This is a genomic window from Brevundimonas sp. (assembly GCF_050729455.1).
Classification (GTDB): Bacteria; Pseudomonadota; Alphaproteobacteria; order Caulobacterales; family Caulobacteraceae; genus Brevundimonas.
On record NZ_JBOHLI010000022.1, the window covers coordinates 1 to 19,623 of the forward strand.

Annotated in this window: 17 protein-coding genes; 10 read left to right on the plus strand and 7 right to left on the minus strand. The window is 67.5% G+C overall.

Features of this window, described 5'->3' with window-relative positions:
• The 5 genes from mreC to ACREEF_RS07470 form a co-directional block, all read right to left on the minus strand.
• Positions 1-980: rod shape-determining protein MreC (gene mreC, locus ACREEF_RS07450; protein ID WP_431564961.1), on the minus strand; the 980-nt coding region annotated here is incomplete at its 3' end.
• Positions 981-1,095: 115 nt separating this feature from the next.
• Positions 1,096-2,136, minus strand: a complete 1,041-nt coding sequence (locus ACREEF_RS07455) for a rod shape-determining protein (RefSeq protein ID WP_292082454.1) — start codon at positions 2,134-2,136, stop codon at positions 1,096-1,098.
• Between the two features lie 220 nt (positions 2,137-2,356).
• Positions 2,357-2,797: a hemerythrin domain-containing protein gene (locus ACREEF_RS07460; protein ID WP_431564962.1), complete on the minus strand. Its 441-nt coding sequence runs from the start codon at positions 2,795-2,797 to the stop codon at positions 2,357-2,359.
• A 64-nt stretch (positions 2,798-2,861) separates the two neighbouring features.
• The gene (locus ACREEF_RS07465) at positions 2,862-3,479 is read right to left on the minus strand and encodes a glutathione S-transferase family protein (protein WP_431564963.1); all 618 of its coding nucleotides are present in this window, start codon (positions 3,477-3,479) and stop codon (positions 2,862-2,864) included.
• A gap of 22 nt (positions 3,480-3,501) precedes the next feature.
• Complete coding sequence (locus tag ACREEF_RS07470; RefSeq protein WP_431564964.1) at positions 3,502-4,215, minus strand: TVP38/TMEM64 family protein; 714 nt, start codon at positions 4,213-4,215, stop codon at positions 3,502-3,504.
• A gap of 121 nt (positions 4,216-4,336) precedes the next feature.
• Here ACREEF_RS07470 and ACREEF_RS07475 point away from each other — a divergent pair, with 121 nt between their 5' ends.
• On the plus strand, positions 4,337-5,542 hold the full coding sequence (locus ACREEF_RS07475) for a pyridoxal phosphate-dependent aminotransferase (RefSeq protein ID WP_431564965.1): 1,206 nt from the start codon (positions 4,337-4,339) through the stop codon (positions 5,540-5,542).
• Positions 5,543-5,599: 57 nt separating this feature from the next.
• Here the strand turns inward: ACREEF_RS07475 and ACREEF_RS07480 are convergent, their stop codons facing one another.
• The gene (locus ACREEF_RS07480; protein ID WP_431565000.1) at positions 5,600-6,574 is read right to left on the minus strand and encodes a polyprenyl synthetase family protein; all 975 of its coding nucleotides are present in this window, start codon (positions 6,572-6,574) and stop codon (positions 5,600-5,602) included.
• A gap of 143 nt (positions 6,575-6,717) precedes the next feature.
• Here ACREEF_RS07480 and ACREEF_RS07485 point away from each other — a divergent pair, with 143 nt between their 5' ends.
• From ACREEF_RS07485 to ACREEF_RS07495, 3 genes are all read left to right on the plus strand, one after another.
• A complete protein-coding gene (locus tag ACREEF_RS07485; RefSeq protein ID WP_431564966.1) occupies positions 6,718-7,488 on the plus strand; it encodes a tRNA1(Val) (adenine(37)-N6)-methyltransferase in 771 nt (256 codons plus the stop codon).
• 188 nt (positions 7,489-7,676) lie between these two features.
• Positions 7,677-8,288 carry a TIGR02466 family protein gene (locus ACREEF_RS07490; RefSeq protein WP_431564967.1) on the plus strand — a complete coding sequence of 204 codons (612 nt, stop codon included), beginning with the start codon at positions 7,677-7,679 and terminating at the stop codon, positions 8,286-8,288.
• 64 nt (positions 8,289-8,352) lie between these two features.
• Entirely contained in the window at positions 8,353-9,264 is a 912-nt protein-coding gene (locus ACREEF_RS07495; protein WP_431564968.1) for an alpha/beta hydrolase, read from the plus strand.
• On the opposite strand, the gene ACREEF_RS07500 is transcribed toward ACREEF_RS07495, so the two are convergent.
• Complete coding sequence (locus ACREEF_RS07500) at positions 9,261-10,772, minus strand: serine hydrolase (protein WP_431564969.1); 1,512 nt, start codon at positions 10,770-10,772, stop codon at positions 9,261-9,263. The genes ACREEF_RS07495 and ACREEF_RS07500 overlap by 4 nt on opposite strands.
• Before the next feature lie 184 nt (positions 10,773-10,956).
• Here ACREEF_RS07500 and ettA point away from each other — a divergent pair, with 184 nt between their 5' ends.
• The 6 genes from ettA to metH all read left to right on the plus strand — a co-directional run bounded on the left by ettA (position 10,957) and on the right by metH (position 19,447).
• A complete protein-coding gene (gene ettA / locus ACREEF_RS07505; protein ID WP_431564970.1) occupies positions 10,957-12,624 on the plus strand; it encodes an energy-dependent translational throttle protein EttA in 1,668 nt (555 codons plus the stop codon).
• A 98-nt stretch (positions 12,625-12,722) separates the two neighbouring features.
• The gene (locus ACREEF_RS07510; RefSeq protein WP_431564971.1) at positions 12,723-13,652 is read left to right on the plus strand and encodes a 2-hydroxyacid dehydrogenase; all 930 of its coding nucleotides are present in this window, start codon (positions 12,723-12,725) and stop codon (positions 13,650-13,652) included.
• A gap of 115 nt (positions 13,653-13,767) precedes the next feature.
• On the plus strand, positions 13,768-14,730 hold the full coding sequence (locus ACREEF_RS07515; protein WP_431564972.1) for an ArsR/SmtB family transcription factor: 963 nt from the start codon (positions 13,768-13,770) through the stop codon (positions 14,728-14,730).
• Positions 14,730-15,686: a methylenetetrahydrofolate reductase [NAD(P)H] gene (metF, locus tag ACREEF_RS07520; protein WP_431564973.1), complete on the plus strand. Its 957-nt coding sequence runs from the start codon at positions 14,730-14,732 to the stop codon at positions 15,684-15,686. The genes ACREEF_RS07515 and metF overlap by 1 nt, the downstream gene beginning before the upstream one ends.
• Positions 15,687-16,781, plus strand: coding sequence for a homocysteine S-methyltransferase family protein (locus tag ACREEF_RS07525; protein ID WP_431564974.1), 1,095 nt, complete (start codon positions 15,687-15,689; stop codon positions 16,779-16,781).
• On the plus strand, positions 16,781-19,447 hold the full coding sequence (metH, locus tag ACREEF_RS07530; RefSeq protein ID WP_431565001.1) for a methionine synthase: 2,667 nt from the start codon (positions 16,781-16,783) through the stop codon (positions 19,445-19,447). The genes ACREEF_RS07525 and metH overlap by 1 nt, the downstream gene beginning before the upstream one ends.
• Positions 19,448-19,623 lie beyond the last annotated feature (176 nt).

Here is a 19,623-nt window from a genome sequence, read left to right on the forward strand (position 1 = left end):
CGTTCGGCGGTCGCGGCCGCGGCCGCGGCGCGGCGCGTGGCCACATCCTGAATGGCGGCGGCCTGGGCCGGGGTCGGCGGCGGCGCGACGCTCAGACTGGCCAGGGGCGGCGCGTTCAGCGCGTTCTGATCGGCCAGTTGGCTGAAGTCCTGGAACAGCAGAACGCGGACATAGTCGATGGCCGTGCGGTCGCTGAACAGCTTGACGCGCCACGACCCGTCGACACCCTTGGCGGCCACGCCGATGGGCAGGCCGCGCGGGAAGCCGCCGCCGTCGCCCGAGGTCATGATGCGGTCGCCTTCCTGCACCGATCCCTGGCCGCGCACATAGTCCAGACGCGGACTGCCGCTGCCGTCGCCGGTCAGCATGGCGCGGGCGTCGGTGCGCTCGACCAGAACGGGAGTGCGAGAGGCGACGTCGGTCAGCAACAGCATCCGGCTGTTGCCCGAGGACACGCCCATGATGCGCCCGACCAGACCGTGCTCGCTCAGCACCGGATTGCCGACGCGAACGCCCTTGGCGCCGCCGACGTTCAGCAGGCGCGAACGAGCGAAGGGCCCACGCGCGTCGGTGATGGCCAGGCCCGTGACCATGGCCACCGGCGGCTCGGTCTTGACGCCCAGCATCTGTTCATAGCGGGCGTTGACGTTCTTCAACGCCAGGGCGTCGTCGCGCCAGGCGTTCAGTTCGACAATCTCGGCGCGCAGCCGCCGGTTCTCCGACACGGCGAAGAAATAGCCTTTGACGTAATCGACGGCGTTGCCGGTCCAGCGGACAGGCGCGGACAAGGCGCCGCCCACCGGCGCGGCGCCGGCTTCGAAACCGGCCCGCACGGGCGCAAAGCCGTCGACGTTCTGGGCGTCCCGGCGGTCGCCGAGCAGCAGCATGACGGCGCCGACGAGGCCAACGACGACGACCACCGCGGCCGTCCAGGCCAGCGGCACCTTGATATTCTCGAACGGTCCGTCGCGAAACGCCACGGCCAGCCTTCCTGCTAGAGGTTCGGGACCGGCGAACCATGGCCCGCCGGCGGTGAGAGCCTATCGCAAAAACCGATTCCCGAAGAACGCAGTCCCTACGACAGGCTGATCAGCCTCAGAGCGAGGACTCGAGGACGCCCTTCATCCACGACGGGTGCTCCAGCACCTTGCCGCAGCCGATGGCGACGCAGGACAGCGGATCGTCGGCCACCTGAACCGGCAGGCCGGTGTGGTCGCGGATTTCCACGTCCAGGCCGCGCAGCAGAGCGCCGCCGCCCGTCAGCATGATGCCCTTGTCGGCGATGTCGGCGGCCAGTTCCGGCGGCGTGGCTTCCAGCGCGACCTTGACGGCTTCGACGATCTGCGAGACCGGCTCGGCCAGGGCCTCGGCCGCCTGACGCTCGCTCATCTTCACTTCGCGCGGCACGCCCTGCATCAGGTCGCGGCCCTTGACCTCGATCGACAGGCCTTCGCCGTCGGCCGGGATACGGGCGGTGCCGATGTCCTTCTTGATGCGCTCGGCGGTCGTCTCGCCGATCAGCAGGTTATGGTTGCGGCGCATGTAGCTGATGATGGCGTCATCCATCATGTCGCCGCCGACGCGGACCGAACGCGAATAGACGATGCCCGACAGCGACAGAACGGCCACCTCGGTCGTGCCGCCGCCGATGTCGACGACCATCGAGCCGGTCGGCTCGTGGATCGGCAGACCAGCGCCGATCGCGGCGGCCATGGGCTCGTCGATCAGGCCGACGCGGCGGGCCGAGGCGTTCAGGCAGGAATCATTGATGGCGCGGCGTTCGACGGCCGTGGCGCCCGAGGGGACGCAGACGATCATCTTGGGGTTCACGAAGCCCTTGCGGTTATGAACCTTGCGGATGAAGTGCTTGATCATCTCTTCGGCGACTTCGAAGTCGGCGATGACCCCGTCGCGCATCGGACGGATGGCTTCCATGTGGCCGGGCGTGCGGCCCAGCATCTGCTTGGCTTCCAGACCGACGGCGTGGACGATCTTGCGGCCGCCGACGTTGCGCAGGGCGACAACCGACGGCTCGTTCAGGACGATGCCTTTACCGCGCATATAGATCAGGGTGTTGGCTGTCCCCAGGTCCATTGCGATGTCGTTGGAGATCATGCCGAAGAGGGGTGAAAGCATGGGCGTCGGGTACCGCTTGTTCGAGCCTGCGAGGGCGTGTTTCGTGCTAGTCCGCTGTGGCGACGCCCCCCGTCCTGCGCATCCCTTGCACAAGACCGCCTGATCGTCCTCGCCTAGCCGACTACAGGCCCGTTTGCCTGTATGCCGGTTGGATTACAAGCCCCGAATCCGAACCCGGATCACGACCCGGTTACAGCCCCGCTTCCAGTCCCGGCGGGCTCTAGGCCGCGTCGCGGCCCGCTCGCGCCGCCATCAGGGCGTCCATCGCCGGATAGAGTTCGGCGTCCTCCTTCTCGACGCGGCTAGCCAGCGCGCCGACCACGCCGCCGGTCACCTCGTGAAACCGTCGTGGATCGGCCAGTATCCGCTCAGCCGTCCACTGTTCGCGGTAATGGACCCAGACATCCAGAATACCGCCCATCTCCTCGATGCAATCCGCCGCGAAGGCTCGTGTAGCGGCGTCCGGGGCGTCAAGAAGCGCTGGATAAAGCACCTGATCCTCGATCGTGAGATGTTCAACCAGCAACTGGTCGATGGCCTCTATCAGGCCGAGCGCTTCGCGACTGTCATCGGGCGCCCGAACCATGCCGGACATACCCTTCAAAGCGATCGCGCGACGGATGATGACGCGATGCTGCAACTCAAGGGAACGCGTATCCATCAGAGATTTCCTCCACGCCCCACCATCAAACATACAGGCGAATACTGAAGGAGGTCTTACTGGATCAAATCGGTTGCAGCCCTTCCATATGCAGGACCCGCTGAACAGCCGGACGCGACTGCACAAGATCGAGATGAGCGTTCAATTTGGGGAACCTCGCCTTGTCCAGCAGGCCTGCTTGCCGCCCCCAACGGGTGAAGACCATCAGATAGCCGTCCGTCAGCGAATGATCCTCGCCCAACGCCCAGGGGCCGACCAGCATATGGTGTTCGGCCAGGTCGTATTTCGCCAGGGCGGCCTCGACCGCCGCATCCCTCGCCGCGCCCTCCAGCGGCGGGCGACTGAACACCACCTTGCCGATGGCGGGATGCAGGGCGGAGGTCAGCCAGGCGTTGAAGGCCTGTAACCGGCCGAAGGCGAAGGGATCGTCCAGATCGGCGAGCTGGGCGTGCGGGTGCGTCTGGGCGACATAGGCCAGAATGGCGACGTTCTGAGTGATGATCCCCTGCGGCGTCGCCAACGCCGGCGTCACCCCGTTGGGATTGATCGCCAGATACTCCGGCCGCTTCTGCTCGCCCTTGGCTAGGTCGATCTTTTCCAGGACATAGTCGGCGCCGGCTTCCTCCAGCGCGATATGCGAGCCCATCGCGCAGGCGCCGGGCGAATAGTAGAGCTTGAGCATCGGTCATCTCCTCCGGATGGGATCAGTCCGTGCGCGCAGCCTCGCGTCGCTTCACGACCTCGCGCACCGCCAGCATCAACGCCAGCCACACGACAGCAACGCCGGCGAGGATCAAAGAGGTCCATACGCCGTCGCCGGAAACCGCCGCCATGAAGGAACCGCCGAAGAAGGCGACCAGGGCGGTCTTGGGCAGGACGCCCAGCGCGCACCCGGCGAGAAAGCCCGGAAACGAGGCCCGCACCGCGCCGAACGCCATGTTGACGACGATGAAGGGCGCCGAGGGCACGTTCCTGATGATGAAGCTGGCGGAAAAGGCGTTGCGCCCGACGAACCGCTTCAGCCGCTCGGTGACGCCGCCGCCGAACCGCTCAAGCGCCCGCGCCGTGGGACCGCGCCCCAGCCAATAGGTGACGGCGGCCGACGCCACCGTCGCGATCCAGCTGTAGAGGAAGCCGAACCACGGACCGAAGGCCACCACGCAGGCGGCGATCAGGATGAACTGCGGCACGCCGACGAAGGCCGACAGGGTGAAGACCACGACAGCGGCGACCAGCCCCCAGGGCCCGACGCGATAGCCGGCCAGCCAGGCCTCAAGCTTCTCCTCGGCGCCGAGGGTGAAATGCACCTTGCCGAAAGCGAACAGGGCGATGATTCCGCCGAGCAACAGCAGGCTGACCAGCAGCGTACGCCACCGCTGCGCCTCCATATTCAGCAGGAAATCGACGATCCGCCGCATTAATTTCGCCCAAATCGCCTTTTGATCGTCCGCAAGGCGCACAAACGTTGTGCGCGCGCGCCGGGTTGCGTATCAAGCCTCGCCTCCCCGGCTCTCACCACATCCACCAGACGGGATAGCTATGTCCAGCCTTCAGTCCTCCGCCCTCGCCCGCGTCAAGCCTTCGGCCACCTTGGCCGTGACCGCCCGGGCGCGTGAACTGAAACGCGAGGGCCGCGACGTCATCGGCCTGGGCGCCGGCGAGCCGGACTTCGACACCCCGGACAACATCAAGGCCGCCGCCGTCGAGGCCATCAACCGCGGCGAGACCAAGTACACCGACGCCGACGGCATGCCGGAACTGCGGACCGCCATCGCGGCCAAGTTCGCGCGTGAGAACGGCCTGACCTACGCCGCCAACCAGATCCACGTCGCCTCGGGCGGCAAGCCGGTGATCTACAACGCCTTCGTGGCGACGCTGAACCCCGGCGACGAAGTCATCGTGCCCGCCCCCTACTGGGTGTCCTACCCGGACATGGTGCTGCTGGCCGGCGGCGAGCCCGTCACCGTAATCGGCGAGGAAGCCGACGGCTTCAAGCTGCGCCCCGAGGTGCTGGACGCGGCCATCACGCCGCGCACCAAGTGGATCATCCTCAACTCGCCGTCGAACCCGACCGGCGCCGCCTATACCCGCGCCGAACTGGAAGCCCTGGCCGTGGTGCTGCGCAAGCATCCGCAGGTCTGGATCCTGACCGACGACATGTACGAGCACCTCGTCTATGGCGGGTTCGAATACCTGACCATCGCCCAGGTGGCGCCGGACCTCTATGACCGCACCCTGACGGTCAACGGCGTGTCCAAGGCCTACGCCATGACCGGCTGGCGCATCGGCTATGCGGGCGGCCCCAAGCCCCTGATCGACCTGATGCGCAAGGTGGCCAGCCAGACGACCTCGAACCCCTCGTCGATCAGCCAGTGGGCCGCCGTCGAGGCCCTGAACGGCCCGCAGGACTTCCTGGCCGAGCGCGCCTCCGCCTTCGAGAAGCGCCGCGACCTGGTCGTGTCGATGCTGAACCAGGCGTCGGGCGTGCGCTGCCCCACGCCGGAAGGCGCCTTCTACGTCTATCCCTCGATCGAAGACCTGATCGGCAAGACGACGGAATCCGGCGTGGTCATCACCGACGACGAGGTCTTCACCGCCGAACTGCTGGACCAGGAGGGCGTGGCTGTGGTTCAGGGCACGGCCTTCGGCCTCAGCCCCTACTTCCGCGTCAGCTACGCCACGTCGGAAGACGTGCTGAAAGAAGCCTGCGGCCGCATCCAGAAGTTCTGCGCCTCGCTGAAATAGGATTGTGACCCTCCCTCCCCTTTCATGGGGGAGGGAGAATTCCCGCTGGCCGCCTGCTTACGCCGCGCGGCTGACCGCGAAGTCCGCCAGATCTTCCAGCGCCGAGCGCCAGTCGCTGGCCGGCAGGACTGACAGCGCCGCCTTGGCCCGGTCGGCGTAGTCGCCCGCGGCGTCCAGCGTCGCCTCGACCGCGCCGGTGCCCAGGATCAGTTCGCGCGCGCGATTGAAGTCCTCGGGCGTGCGTTCGCCCTTGGTGATGACGCGGTCCCAGAACAGGTCTTCCTTGCCCTTGGTGCGCTGGACGGCCAGCAGCAGCGGCAGGGTGGCCTTGCCCTCGTTGAAGTCGTCGCCCGCGTTCTTGCCGAGCGTCGCCGTGTCGCTGCCGTAATCGAGCGCGTCGTCGGCCAGCTGGAAGGCGATGCCCAGGGCCATGCCGTAGTCGCGCAGCGCCTTGACCTGTTCCTCGGTCGCGCCGGCGCCCACCGCGCCCGACTCGGCGGCGGCGGCGAACAGTTCGGCGGTCTTGGCGCGGATGATCTGCAGATAGGTGGCCTGGTCCAGGTTCAGGTCGTGGGCGCGCGTCAGTTGCAGCACCTCGCCCTCGGCGATGACGCTCGAGGCCGTCGCCAGAATGCCCAGGGCCCGCAGGGAATCCGTCTCGACCATCAGTTCAAAGGCGCGCGCGAACAGGAAGTCGCCGACCAGCACCGATGAGGCCGCGCCCCAGATCAGGTGCGCCGCCACCTTGCCCCGCCGCATTTCCGAGCCGTCGACGATGTCGTCGTGCAGCAGGGTCGCGGTGTGGATGAACTCGACCGAGGCGGCCAGCTTCTTGGGCCCTTCGATGTCGCCCGTCGCGCCGATGGCGCGCGCTGCGGCGACGGTCAGCAGGGGCCGCAGACGCTTGCCGCCCGCCGAGACCAGGTGCTCAGCCAACAGCGGGATCACCGGCACGTCGGACTGCATCCGGGCGATGATCAGGGCGTCGACCGCCGCCATGTCGTCCTTGGCCAGACGAACAAGGGCGTCCACATCGCCTTTGGGGCGGGGAGCGGCGACGAGAGCTGCGTCCACGAAAATCTCTTTCAACTCAGGGGGCGAACAGGGAGATTCGCCCGCAAATCACACGCATCCGCTTGCCCGAACGCGATGCGGCGCACAATGGTGGCGGCGTCATGACGGGTCAAGCCGGGTCAACCCTTACCGCCGCCGCCGATGTTGCGGAATCCGCCCTGCTGGGCGGCCGCGTCCGGCTGCGCCAGCCGGTGAAGGGCTATCGCGCGGGCATGGACGCCGCCCTGCTGGCCGCCGCTGTCGACGCCAAACCGGACGAGCGGCTGATCGAGGCGGGCTGCGGCGCGGGCGCGGTGCTGATGCAGGTGGCGGCGCGTCGTCCCGGCGTGGCCCTGACGGGGCTGGAGCGCGATCTGCTCGCCGCCGGACTGGCCCGCGAGAACGCCGCGCTGAACGGCGTTGATGACCGAACGGCCATTCTCAACGGCGATGTGGCGCAGGGCTTTCGAGCGCTGGCCCTGCCGACCTTCGACTGGGCGGTCAGCAACCCGCCCTTCTTCGACGACCCCGGCGCGCTGCGGGCGCCCGGCCCCGGCAAGAGGGGCGCCTGGATGGCCGACGACGGGCTGAGGGCCTGGACTGGCTTCCTGCTGAAAGCCGTGCGCGAGGGCGGCAAGATCGTGGTCATTCACCGCGCCGACCGCCTGGCGGACCTGCTGGCCCTGCTGGGCGACAAGGCCGGCTCCTTCGCCATCCGCCCCATCCACCCCTACGCCGACCAGCCCGCCAAGCGGGTGCTGGTTCAGGCCGTCAAGACCGGCAAGGCGCCGCTGCGTCTGCTGCCCCCGCTGGTCCTGCACGACCGCTCAGACGCCAAACACAGCCCCGAGGCCGAGGCCATCCTGCGCGGCGAGGCGGGCTTGGGTTTCTAACCCCCACTCCGCTCATCCCGGCGAAGGCCGGGATCCAGATTGTATGACGCGGTGCCGAGAAATCTGGGCTCTCGTCACGCCTTCAGGAAGGAGCCTCAGCGCTTGCATCTGGATCCCGGCCTTCGCCGGGATGAGCGTCTTGTGGCAACGCCCTCCCCAAACCGATGACGGAGCGGTATGGAACCGCCATGTCCCTGCGCCCCCTCTTCCCGACCCAGGTTTACGAAGCCTCGCTGGCCGAAACCGCCGCCTGGCCCGAACTGCACGAGGAGATCCTCGACCTCTGCCTGGTCATGGCCGAGGAAGACGAGGCCGGGATCGAATGGTGCAAGGCCAACCACTATCCGGGCTACACCTCCTACGGCTCGATCAACGACCTGCCGCACCGCTTCCCCGAGTTCGCCGAGCTGAAGAAGCTGCTGGACAAGCACGCCGCCGCCTACGCCAAGGCGCTGCACTTCGATCTGGCCAAGAAGCCCCGACTGGACAATCTGTGGGTCAATGTCCTGATGCCCGGCGGCGGCCACACCGGCCACATCCACCCGCACGCCATCATTTCCGGCACCATCTACATCCACGTCCCCGACGGCGCCTCGTCGCTGAAGATCGAGGACCCGCGTCTGGTCATGATGATGGCCCGTCCGGGCCTGACCGCCGAAGCGACCGAAGCCGAGAAGCCCTTCGTCTATCTGAAGCCCGCCTCGGGCACGGTCCTGATGTGGGAGAGCTGGCTGCGCCACGAGGTGCCGGCCAACCGCGCCGAGGAGCAGCGCATCTCGATCAGCTTCAACTACGCCTGATCGCCCTTTCAGCGCCGCATTTCCCCTGAACCCTGCCCTTCTGGTGAAGCTTGAGGGGGCGTCCATGCGGGCATTGGGACTGGCGACGATTCTGGTGGCGGCGAGCCTCGTCGCAGGCTGCGGCGAACGGGCGGACGCACAAACCGCGACAGCATCCGCCGCCGAGGGTGCGCCCTATGTGCTCAAGGGCACCCAGGTCTGGAGCGTGCCCGATCCGGTTTCGGGCCGAGACTACGAGGTCTTCGTCAGCCTGCCCGCCAGCTACGAGGCCGAGCCGAACCGGCGCTATCCGGTCCTCTATGTCACCGACGCCGACTACGCCTTCCCCATCATCCGCCAGATCGCGCGGCGGGTGAATCTGGAGGGACCGGTGATCGAGGAGTTCATCCTGGTCGGCCTGTCCTACGCCAAGGGCGACGGCGGCGCCGACAGCCGCCGTCGCGACTACACGCCCACGCCCAACGGCCCGCGCAGTTCGGGCGACGCCGTTCACGGCGGCGGCGCGGCCTATCAGACCTATCTGAAGACCCAGGCCCTGCCCTTCGTGGATCAGAAGTTCCGCGCTGATCCGGCGCGCCGCATCCTGCTGGGCCATTCCTACGGCGGGCTGCTGGGCGCCCAGATCATGTTCACCGATCCGACCATGTTCAGCGGCTATGTCCTGGGCAGCCCGTCCTTCTGGTACGACCAGCGCCACATGATGAAGATGGAGGCGGACTACGCCCGCACCCATCGCGACCTGCCCGCCCAGGTCTTCATGTACGTCGGCGCCTTCGAAGGCCCCGGCCCGACCGCCCGCCACAACAGCGAGGCGGACATGGTCGGCGATATGCGCACGATGGAGCGCCTGCTGAAATCCCGCGCCTATCCGGGTCTCAGCGTCCAGTCGGCGGTGCTGACCGACGAGGACCACCTGACGGTCGCGCCGGCGGGCTTCACCCGCGGCCTGATGGCGATCCTGCCGGCCAAGCCCTAGTTCCGCTCGAAAACCGCGTCCTGATAGGTCAGCGAGGCGGGGCGACCGTCGGCGTCCAGCCTGAACACCACGCCTTCGCCCCGGAACGGGGTCAGCTCGACCCGAAGACCCTCCTCTTCGGTCAGGTGTTCGGCCAGGGTCTGCTGCACGCCGATGGCGACCGACAGCCGATCGCCCGCCTCTCGGATCGTCAGGGTCCCATAGACGTCGTTGACGTAATCCCCGACATAGGCGGCGTTGGCCAGCGACAGGGTGCGCGGTCGTTTCGCCCGCGCCTCCACGGCCCCGGCGATGCCCGCGCGACGACGGTCGCGCTCGGCGATCAAGGCGTCGAGCCTGGCCTCATAGGCAGCCTCGATGTCCGGCAGGCCCGCGAACCAGTCATAGGCGTAGTTGGCGACCACATCGGCCATATCTCCCGCGAAGGCGTCCTCGTTGACCATCACCGCCACGCCCAGACGCCGCTCGGGCATGAAGGAGACATGGGCGCGCGAGCCCGAGAAGTTGCCGAAGTGGTGGATCAGAACGTCGTCGCCATAGCGCCCGACCTGCCAGCCCAGACCATAACCGGTGCGGACATAGGGGCCGAAGGTCGTGTCCTGCGCCACGCGCGACACATGGGTCGAGGCGACCAGGCCCGCCGGAAACACCTGACGCCCGCCGACACGGCCGTCGTTGATCTGGGCCTCCAGCCAGATCGCCATGTCGTTCGCCGTCGAGATCAGCCCGCCCGCCGACTGCATGGTGGCGTCGCTCTTTTGCAGCGGCGACCGCTCCGGCTCGCTCGGCACGCGACCGAAATGGCCGGCGGCGACGACCGCGCCCGCCGCGCGGGCCTCGTCGATGCGGGCGGTCGTGGCCGTCATGCCCAGCGGCGTCAGAACCTCAGCCTCAACCAGTTCGCGCCAGTCGCGGCCCCAGCGGCGCTCCGTCAGCACGGTCGCGAGGTTGTAGCCCGAGTTGGAATAGACGAACTGGCCATAGGGCGTGTCGCGCGGGCGGGTCTCCGCCGTCAGTCGCCACAGAACTTCGGGCGTCCAGTCCCCGGAATAGGCGACGCGGAAGGCGATGGGGGCGTTATCGACGCCGGAGCGGTGGCTCAACAGGTCGGTCGGGGTGATCCTGTCGGCGATGTCCGTCGGCACGCCGGACGGCGGCGCCCAGTCGGCCAGGGGCGCGTCCAGATCGAGCTCGCCGCGCCGGGCCATCGCGGCGATGGACAGGGCGGTGAAGGACTTGGTGGCCGAGGCGATGTAGAAGCGCGTGTTCGCCGTCGCTGGCGCGCCCGTCGCCACGTCCGCCACGCCGAAACCGGCGACGTGCACCAGCCCGCGCTCGTCGACGACAGCGATCGCCATGCCGGGCGCCGCCTCGACCCGCTGCATCGCCCTTTGCGCGAAGGCGTCCATCACTGCGCCGAACGTCTCGCGATCCTGCGCGCTCGCCCCTTCCGCCGTGCAGGCCAGAACCCCGGCGGCGATGATCGCGCCGAACGAACGTGACATCATGGACGTCGCTCCCCTATCCCCCACGGGCATGACGGGTAGAGGCCGCGACGGGGCGGAACAGATGCAGCGGCGCCGCCTTCAAACCGCCCCGCGTTACGTCTAGAGTTTGCTCAAAGGGCGCGCGACGGCTACATCCCGCGCCGACCTCCCCATTCGATCAGACGACAGGGCGTAAACGCACCTCATGGCGCAGCAATATATTTTCCAGATGCAGGGTCTGACCAAGACCTTCCCCGGCGGCAAAAAGATCTTCGAGAACATCTGGTTGAGCTTCTACAACGACGCCAAGATCGGCGTCGTCGGCGTCAACGGCTCGGGTAAGTCCACCCTGCTGAAGATCATGGCTGGCCTGGACACCGAGTTCCAGGGCGAAGCCCGCGCCGCCGACGGCATCAAGCGCGGCTACCTGGAGCAGGAGCCCAAGCTCGATGACAGCCTGAACGTTCGCCAGAACGTCGAGGCCTGGTGCGAAGAGAAGCAGTGGGTCAACCGCTTCAACGAAGTCGCCAACGAACTGGGCGAAAACTACACCGACGAGCTGATGGAGGAGATGACCGCCCTCCAGGAGAAGATCGACGCCGGCGACGTCTGGGACATCGACAGCCGCATCGACCAGGCAATGGGCGCCCTGCGTTGCCCGCCGGACGACTGGGAAGTCACCAACCTGTCGGGCGGTGAAAAGCGCCGCGTGGCTCTGGCCCGCCTGCTGCTCAGCAAGCCCGACATGCTGCTGATGGACGAACCGACCAACCACCTGGACGCCGAATCCGTCGCTTGGCTGCAGCACCACCTGGAGAACTTCCCAGGCTGCGTCATCCTGGTCACCCACGACCGCTACTTCCTGGATCAGGTCACCAAGTGGACCCTGGAGCTGGACCGCGGCAAGGGCCACCCGCACGAGGGCAACTACTCCTCGTGGCTGGAAGCCAAGACCAAGCGCGTCGTGCAGGAGCAGTCGGAATCGGAAGCCCGCCAGCGCGCCCTCACCCGCGAACTGGAATGGGTCCGCTCGGGCGCCAAGGCTCGTCAGGCCAAGTCCAAGGCCCGTCTGGCCGCCTATGAGAAGATGGTCGCCGATCAGGAAAGCAGCCGTCAGGCCCAGTCCTTCGCCGTCATCCAGATCCCGCCCGGCCCGCGCCTCGGCAACGTGGTTCTGGAAGTCGAGGGCCTGAAGAAGTCCTATGGCGACAAGACCCTGTTCGACAACCTGACCTTCAAGCTGCCGCCCAACGGCATCGTCGGCGTCATCGGCCCCAACGGCGCCGGCAAGTCGACCATGTTCAAGCTGATCACCGGCCAGGAAACGCCGGACGGCGGCACCATCAAGGTCGGCGAGACGGTCAAGCTGGCCTATGTCGACCAGTCGCGCGACGACCTGAAGCCGGACGACACCATCTGGCAGGCCATTTCGGGCGGCACCGACATCATGATGGTCGGCAAGCGCGAGATTAACACCCGCGCCTATGTCGGCAGCTTCAACTTCAAGGGCGGCGACCAGCAGAAGAAGGTGGGGCAGCTCTCCGGGGGTGAACGAAATCGCGTGCACCTGGCCAAGACCCTGGCCACCGGCGGCAACCTGATCCTGCTCGACGAACCGACCAACGACCTGGACATCGAAACCCTGCAGAACCTCGAAGAGGCTCTGGAGGAGTTCGCCGGCTGCGCCGTGGTCATCTCCCACGACCGCTGGTTCCTGGACCGTCTGGCCACCCACATCCTGGCCTTCGAAGGCGACGGCCACGTGGAATGGTTCGAGGGCAACTTCGAAGCCTACGAACAGGACAAGATGCGCCGCCTGGGTGCGGACAGCATCATTCCCAAGCGCATCCAGCACCAGAAGTTCGGTCGCTGATCCGACTACCAGTATGAAGAACGGCCCTCCGATACGCTCGGGGGGCCGTTTTTCTTTGGCCGCTGGCGCTCCTGCGGAACCGGGTTAGTCTGGCTCTCATGACCCAGCGCCCCGCCATCCTGATCATGCAGCGGCACCTCGCGCCGCTCAGCGTCTTTCTCGAAGGCGCATACGACGTCTATCGCTTCTGGGAAGGGCCGCCGATCGAGGCCGCCGCCGATGTGCGCGTTCTGGTCGTGGCCGGCGAGTTCGAGCTGGACAAGGACCTGATCGAGCGCCTGCCCAACCTGTCGCTGATCGCCTGCTTCACCTCGGGCTATGACGGCATCGACGTCGAGTGGTGCCGCGCCCGCGGCCTGCCCGTCACCCACGCCCCCGCCATCAACCACGAAGACGTGGCCGACCACGCCATCGGCCTGATCCTGGCCGCGCGGCGTCAGATCGCCGAGGGCGACCGGCAGTTGCGGGCCGGCGGCTGGACCCCGGCGTCCAAGACCATCACCCCGTCGATGGGCGGGCAGACGATCGGCATCGTCGGCCTGGGCGCCATCGGCGAGGCCGTGGCCCGGCGCGCCGAGGTCATGCGCATGACCGTCCAGTGGTGGGCGCCGCGCGCCAAGGACGCCGCCTGGCCCCGCGCCGACAGCCTGCTGGACCTGGCCCGCGCCTCGGACGTTCTGGTCGTCGCCTGCCGTGCGGACGAGACCAATCGCGGCCTGATCTCGGCCGAGGTGATCGAGGCGCTCGGTCCCTCCGGCCTGCTGGTCAATGTCGCGCGCGGTCAGCTGGTGGACGAGGACGCCGTCATCGCCGCCCTGCGCGACGGGCGCCTGGGCGGGGCTGCCCTGGACGTGTTCGAGACCGAGCCGACCGACGCCGCGCGCTGGGCCACCGTACCCAACACCGTGCTGACGCCCCACACCGCCGGGGCCACGACCGAGGCGGTTCAGGGGATGCTGATGTTGCTGCTTCAGAACCTGTCGGCCCATTTCGCGGGCGAGCCGCTGAAGACGCCCGTCACGATCTGAGCCGCCGCGATTTCACGGGTCTTCGAATAATCCATGCGGCGTGACCGTCGCATCGAACCCGCTTGCGGTCAGATTTTGCTTGCATAATCGTATAAGGATATCTTTATATAACCTCATGACGCTGACCGCTGACCAGACCGTCGAGGCCCTGCGCGCCGCGGGCGAACCGACCCGTTTGCGGGTGCTGTCCCTGCTCGCCGCCGAGGAACTGTCGGTCATGGAGCTGTCGCGGGTTCTGGACCAGAGCCAGCCGCGCGTGTCGCGTCACCTGAAGCTGATGGCCGACGCCGGGCTTATCGAACGATTCCCCGACGGGGCGCGTGTCTTCTACCGCCTGTCGCACGACGCCCTGTCGCGTCGCCTGATCGACACGGTGCTGGACCTGCTGGACGACGCCGAGGGCGAGGCCGACCATCGCCGTCTGGACGAAGTGCGCAAGGAGCGCGCCATCGACGCCGCCCGCTATTTCGAACAGGTCGCGCCCCAGTGGGACCAGATGCGCAGCCTCTATGTCTGCGAAAGCGCGGTGGAAACCGCCGTCGAACAGGCGGCCGGCCCCGGCCCGTTCGAGCGGGTCGTCGACCTGGGCACCGGCTCGGGCCGGATGCTGACCCTGTTCGGCAAGAAGGCGAAGATGTCGGTCGGGCTCGACCTGAGCCAGAACATGCTGAACATCGCCCGCGCCAACGTCGCCAAGGCCGGGCTGGACAAGGTCGAACTGCGCCACGGCGACATCTTCTCGACCCGTCTGCCGCACGGCAGCGCCGATCTGGTGATCGTGCATCAGGTCCTGCACTACCTGGCCGATCCCGCCGCCGCCGTGGCCGAGGCCGCGCGTCTGGTCATGCCCGGCGGCAAGCTGCTGATCGTCGATTTCGCTCCGCACCAGCTGGAGCAGCTGCGCGAAGCCCACCAGCACCGCCGCCTGGGCTTCGCCGACGAGGAAATCCAGGGCTGGCTGGCCGATGCGGGTCTGACCGCCGACGCCCCGGTCGCCCTGCCGCCCGACACCGAGGGCCTGACCGTCCACATCTGGACCGGCGAACGCGCCGCCGTCCCTACCCGAAAGACCGCCTGATGGCCTCCCCCGCCTCGCTCAATCTGGCCGAAGCCCGCGCCCTGCTGCTGTCGCCGCTCGGCCCGGTCGCCCGCGCCGGTTCCAACCGCAACGCCGTCAACGTCTCCTTCGAGTTCTTTCCGCCCAAGTCGGACGAGGCCGAGGCCAATCTGTGGAACGCCATCCGTCGTCTGGAGCCGCTGAACCCGGCCTTCGTCTCGGTCACCTATGGCGCGGGCGGCTCGACGCGCGAGCGCACCCACCGCACGGTCCAGCGCATCATCAGCGAAACCACCCTGCGTCCCGCCGCCCACCTGACCTGCGTCGAGGCCAGCCGGGATGAGGTCGATGAGGTCATCGAGGGCTACAAGGCCATCGGCGTCGATCACATCGTCGCCCTGCGCGGCGACCCGCCGGGCGGAGACGGCATCGGCGGCGCCTACGTCCCGCGCGCCGACGGCTACGCCAACGCCACCGAACTGACCGCCGCCATCAGCCGCATCGGCGGCTTCGACATCACGGTCGGCGCCTATCCCGAAAAGCACCCGGAAAGCCCGTCGATCGACCACGACATCGACGTGCTGAAAGCGAAAGTGGACGCCGGGGCGACCCGCGCCGTGACCCAGTTCTTCTTCGATATCGAGGCCTTCCTGCGCTTCCGCGACCGGGTGCGGGCGGCGGGCGTGACCATTCCCCTGATCCCCGGCATCATGCCGGTGTCCAACTTCAAGGGCCTGAGCCGGATGAGCGCGGCCTGCGGCGCCAGCATCCCCGACTGGCTGGCGGCCCACTTCGACGGGCTGGACGACGACCCCGAGACCCGCAAGCTGCTGGCCGCCTCCATCGCCGCCGAGACCTGCGCGCGGCTGCAGGAAGAGGGGTTCTCGGACTTCCACTTCTACACCCTGAACCGCGCCGAGCTGGTCTACGCGATCTGCCGGGTGCTGGGCGTGCGTGAAACCAAGGCTGTTGCGTAAATGACTTCCCCCCTGTCTCGCCCCGAACGGATCGCCGCCCTACACACGGCGGCCAAGGAACGCATCCTGGTCCTCGACGGATCCTGGGGCGTCATGATCCAGCGGCGCGGGCTGGAGGAGGCCGACTTCCGCGGCGACCGCTTCGTCGCGGCTGCCGGCTATGACGAAAAGGACCAGATGAAGGGGAACAACGACATCCTCTGCATCACCCGTCCCGACATCATCGCCGACCTGCACGACCAGTATTATGGCGCGGGCGCGGACATCAGCGAGACCAACACCTTCTCGGCCACCGTCATCGCTCAGGACGACTACAAACTGGACGCGCAAGCCGTCTGGGACATCAATCTGGAAGGCGCCAAACTGGCCCGCGCCTCGGCCGACCGCTGGACGGCCAAGGAGCCGCACAAGCCGCGCTTCGCCGCCGGCTCCATCGGCCCGCTGAACAAGATGCTGTCCATGTCGTCGGACGTGAACGACCCCGGCGCGCGGCTGGTGACCTTCGACGAGGTCTATGAGGCCTATCGTCATCAGGTGAAGGCCCTGAACGAGGGCGGCGTCGATCTCTATCTGATCGAAACCATCACCGACACGCTGAACTGCAAGGCCTGCATCAAGGCCATCAAGGACCTCGAGGACGAGGGCCTGCCCGCCCTGCCCATCTGGATTTCCGGCACCATCACCGACCGCTCGGGACGCACCCTGAGCGGTCAGACCGCCGAAGCCTTCTGGAACTCCGTGCGCCACGCCAAGCCCTTCGCCGTGGGCTTCAACTGCGCCCTGGGCGCCGACCTGATGCGCCCCTTCATCGCCGAACTGAGCCGCGTGGCCGACACCCTGGTCGCCGCCTATCCTAACGCCGGCCTGCCCAACGCCATGGGTCAGTACGACGAGCAACCCCACGAAACCGCCCACTTCATCGAGGAATGGGCCGCCTCCGGTCTGGTCAACATCGTCGGCGGCTGCTGCGGCACCACCCCCGACCACATCAAACACGTCGCCGAAGAGGTCGCGCCGCTGAAGCCGCGCGAGATTCCCGAACGCCCGGTGGCCATGCGCCTGTCGGGGCTGGAACCCTTCGAGCTGGTGGCGTGATGCGTCCGGTCTTCATCAACGTCGGCGAGCGGACCAATGTCACCGGCTCGGCCAAGTTCCGTAAGCTGGTGGTGGACGGCGACTACACCGCCGCCCTCGACGTCGCCCGCCAGCAGGTCGAGGCGGGCGCCGCCGTCATCGACATCAACATGGACGAGGGCCTGCTGGATGGCGCCGCGGCCATGCGCACCTTCCTGAACCTGATCGCGGCCGAGCCCGACATCGCCCGCGTCCCGGTGATGATCGACAGCTCCAAGTGGGAGGTCATCGAGGCGGGCCTGAAGTGCGTTCAGGGCAAGCCGATCGTCAACTCGATCTCGATGAAGGAGGGCGAGGCCGCCTTCCGCGAGCACGCCGTCAAATGTCTGCGCTACGGCGCCGCCGTCGTGGTCATGGCCTTTGACGAGGTGGGCCAGGCCGACACCGCCGCGCGCAAGATCGAGATCTGCACCCGCGCCTACAACATCCTGGTCAACGAGGTCGGCTTCCCGCCCGAGGACATCATCTTCGACCCCAATATCTTCGCCGTGGCGACGGGGATCGAGGAGCACGACAACTACGCCGTCGACTTCATCGAGGCGACGCGGGTCATCAAGGCCACCCTGCCCTACGCCCGCATCTCGGGCGGGGTGTCGAACGTCTCGTTCAGCTTCCGCGGCAACGAGCCGGTGCGCCGGGCGATCCACAGCGTCTTCCTCTACCACGCCATCAACGCCGGCATGGACATGGGTATCGTCAACGCGGGCGACCTGCCCGTCTATGACGACATCGACGCCGAACTGCGCGAAGCCGTCGAGGACGTGATCCTGAACCGGCCGCAGCGGACAAACGTGTCCAACACCGAGCGGCTGGTGGACATGGCGCCCCGCTACAAGGGCGAGAAGGGCGCGGCGCGCGTCGTCGACCTGAGCTGGCGCGAGCAGCCCGTCGCGGCCCGGATCGCCCACGCCCTGGTCCACGGCATCACCGAGTTCATCGAGGCCGACACCGAAGAGGCCCGCCTGTCGGTCGAGCGCCCCCTGCACGTCATCGAAGGCCCGCTGATGGACGGGATGAACGTGGTCGGCGACCTGTTCGGCTCGGGCAAGATGTTCCTGCCGCAGGTGGTGAAATCCGCCCGCGTGATGAAGCAGGCCGTGGCCTGGCTGGAACCCTTCATGGAGGCCGAAAAGGCCGGCAAGCCGCGCGAGCAGGCCGGCCGCATCCTGATGGCCACGGTCAAGGGCGACGTCCACGACATCGGCAAGAACATCGTCGGCGTCGTGCTGCAATGTAACAACTATGAGGTCATCGACCTGGGCGTCATGGTCCCGGCCGACCGCATCCTGGACGCCGCCGTCGAGCACAAGGTCGACATCATCGGCCTGTCGGGCCTGATCACGCCCTCGCTGGACGAGATGGTCTTCGTCGCCCGCGAGATGGAGCGGCGCGGCTTCGACATCCCCCTGCTGATCGGCGGGGCCACGACCAGCCGCACCCATACGGCGGTCAAAATCGAGCCCGGCTATCGCAAGGGTTCGACCACCTATGTCATCGACGCCAGCCGCGCCGTCGGCGTGGTCTCGGGCCTGCTGTCGCCGACCGACAAGGCGAAGAACGAGGCCGCCACCCGCGACGAATACGTGCGCATCCGCGAGCAATACGCCCGCGGCCAGGAGGTGAAGGCCCGCGCCACGCTCCAGCAGGCGCGCGACAACCGCTTCCAGCCCGATCCGGCCGCCCCCATGCCGGGCAAGCCCTCCTTCCTCGGCGTGCGGGCGTTCGACGCCTGGGATCTGCAGGATCTGGCCGACCACATCGACTGGACCCCCTTCTTCGCCAGCTGGGAGCTGATCGGCCGCTATCCGCTGATCCTGGAAGACGAGATCGTCGGCGAGGCGGCGCAGGACCTGTTCAAAGACGCCCAGGCCATGCTGAAGCGGATCATCGACGAAAAGTGGTTCACGGCGAAGGGCGTCGTCGGCTTCTGGCCCGCCCGCGCCGACGGCGACGACATCGCCGTCTATGCCGACGAGAGCCGCACCGAAGAGATCGCCCGCTTCCACACCCTGCGCCAGCAGATCAAGAAGGCGAACGGCAAGCCCAACCTGGCCCTGTCCGACTTCGTCGCTGAAGAAGGCCAGGACTACGTCGGCGCCTTCGCCGTCACGGCGGGGCATGGCGAACTGGAAATCGCCAAACGCTTCAAGGACGCCGGCGACGACTATTCCTCGATCATGGCCACGGCCCTGGCCGACCGTCTGGCCGAAGCCTTCGCCGAGCGCCTGCACAAAGAGGTTCGCACCCAGCTGTGGGGTTACGCCGCCGACGAGGCGACCTCAGTGCAGGACCTGATCGAAGAGAAGTATCAGGGCATCCGCCCTGCCCCCGGCTATCCGGCCCAGCCCGACCACACGGAAAAGGCCACCCTGTTCCGCCTTCTGGACGCCGGGAACAACGCGGGCATGGCCCTGACCGAAAGCTACGCCATGACGCCCCCGGCCTCGGTCAGCGGCCTCTACTTCGGCCATCCGGGCAGCCACTACTTCGGCGTCGGCAAGATCGACCGCGATCAGATCGAGGACTACGCCCGCCGCAAGGGCTGGGACGTCGAGACGGCCGAACGCTGGCTGGCCCCGATTCTCAACTACGATCCGCACGCTATCGCGCGCGACACCGCCGCCTGATCCGCCAGGCGGCGGGCGCGGCCGCACGCCGGCCTGGCGGGACCGCCGCATCCTGAAAACACCGAGGCGGCGCCGGTCCGATGGACTGCGCGTCCGCCCCTGCGTGCCGTATTTCGATCAAGCGCAATGGCTGGAAAAGAAAAAGGCGGCGGACCCGAAGGTCCGCCGCCCAGTTT

What these genes read in the sequence shown, in the direction of transcription:
- ACREEF_RS07455 (WP_292082454.1), bottom strand. Translation starts at nt 2,136, where the DNA reads ATGCTTTCACCCCTCTTCGGCATGATCTCCAACGACATCGCAATGGAC.
- ACREEF_RS07460 (WP_431564962.1), bottom strand. Translation starts at nt 2,797, where the DNA reads ATGGATACGCGTTCCCTTGAGTTGCAGCATCGCGTCATCATCCGTCGC.
- ACREEF_RS07465 (WP_431564963.1), bottom strand. Translation starts at nt 3,479, where the DNA reads ATGCTCAAGCTCTACTATTCGCCCGGCGCCTGCGCGATGGGCTCGCAT.
- ACREEF_RS07470 (WP_431564964.1), bottom strand. Translation starts at nt 4,215, where the DNA reads ATGCGGCGGATCGTCGATTTCCTGCTGAATATGGAGGCGCAGCGGTGG.
- ACREEF_RS07475 (WP_431564965.1), top strand. Translation starts at nt 4,337, where the DNA reads ATGTCCAGCCTTCAGTCCTCCGCCCTCGCCCGCGTCAAGCCTTCGGCC.
- ACREEF_RS07485 (WP_431564966.1), top strand. Translation starts at nt 6,718, where the DNA reads ATGACGGGTCAAGCCGGGTCAACCCTTACCGCCGCCGCCGATGTTGCG.
- ACREEF_RS07490 (WP_431564967.1), top strand. Translation starts at nt 7,677, where the DNA reads ATGTCCCTGCGCCCCCTCTTCCCGACCCAGGTTTACGAAGCCTCGCTG.
- ACREEF_RS07495 (WP_431564968.1), top strand. Translation starts at nt 8,353, where the DNA reads ATGCGGGCATTGGGACTGGCGACGATTCTGGTGGCGGCGAGCCTCGTC.
- ACREEF_RS07500 (WP_431564969.1), bottom strand. Translation starts at nt 10,772, where the DNA reads ATGATGTCACGTTCGTTCGGCGCGATCATCGCCGCCGGGGTTCTGGCC.
- ettA (WP_431564970.1), top strand. Translation starts at nt 10,957, where the DNA reads ATGGCGCAGCAATATATTTTCCAGATGCAGGGTCTGACCAAGACCTTC.
- ACREEF_RS07510 (WP_431564971.1), top strand. Translation starts at nt 12,723, where the DNA reads ATGACCCAGCGCCCCGCCATCCTGATCATGCAGCGGCACCTCGCGCCG.
- ACREEF_RS07515 (WP_431564972.1), top strand. Translation starts at nt 13,768, where the DNA reads ATGACGCTGACCGCTGACCAGACCGTCGAGGCCCTGCGCGCCGCGGGC.
- metF (WP_431564973.1), top strand. Translation starts at nt 14,730, where the DNA reads ATGGCCTCCCCCGCCTCGCTCAATCTGGCCGAAGCCCGCGCCCTGCTG.
- ACREEF_RS07525 (WP_431564974.1), top strand. Translation starts at nt 15,687, where the DNA reads ATGACTTCCCCCCTGTCTCGCCCCGAACGGATCGCCGCCCTACACACG.
- metH (WP_431565001.1), top strand. Translation starts at nt 16,781, where the DNA reads ATGCGTCCGGTCTTCATCAACGTCGGCGAGCGGACCAATGTCACCGGC.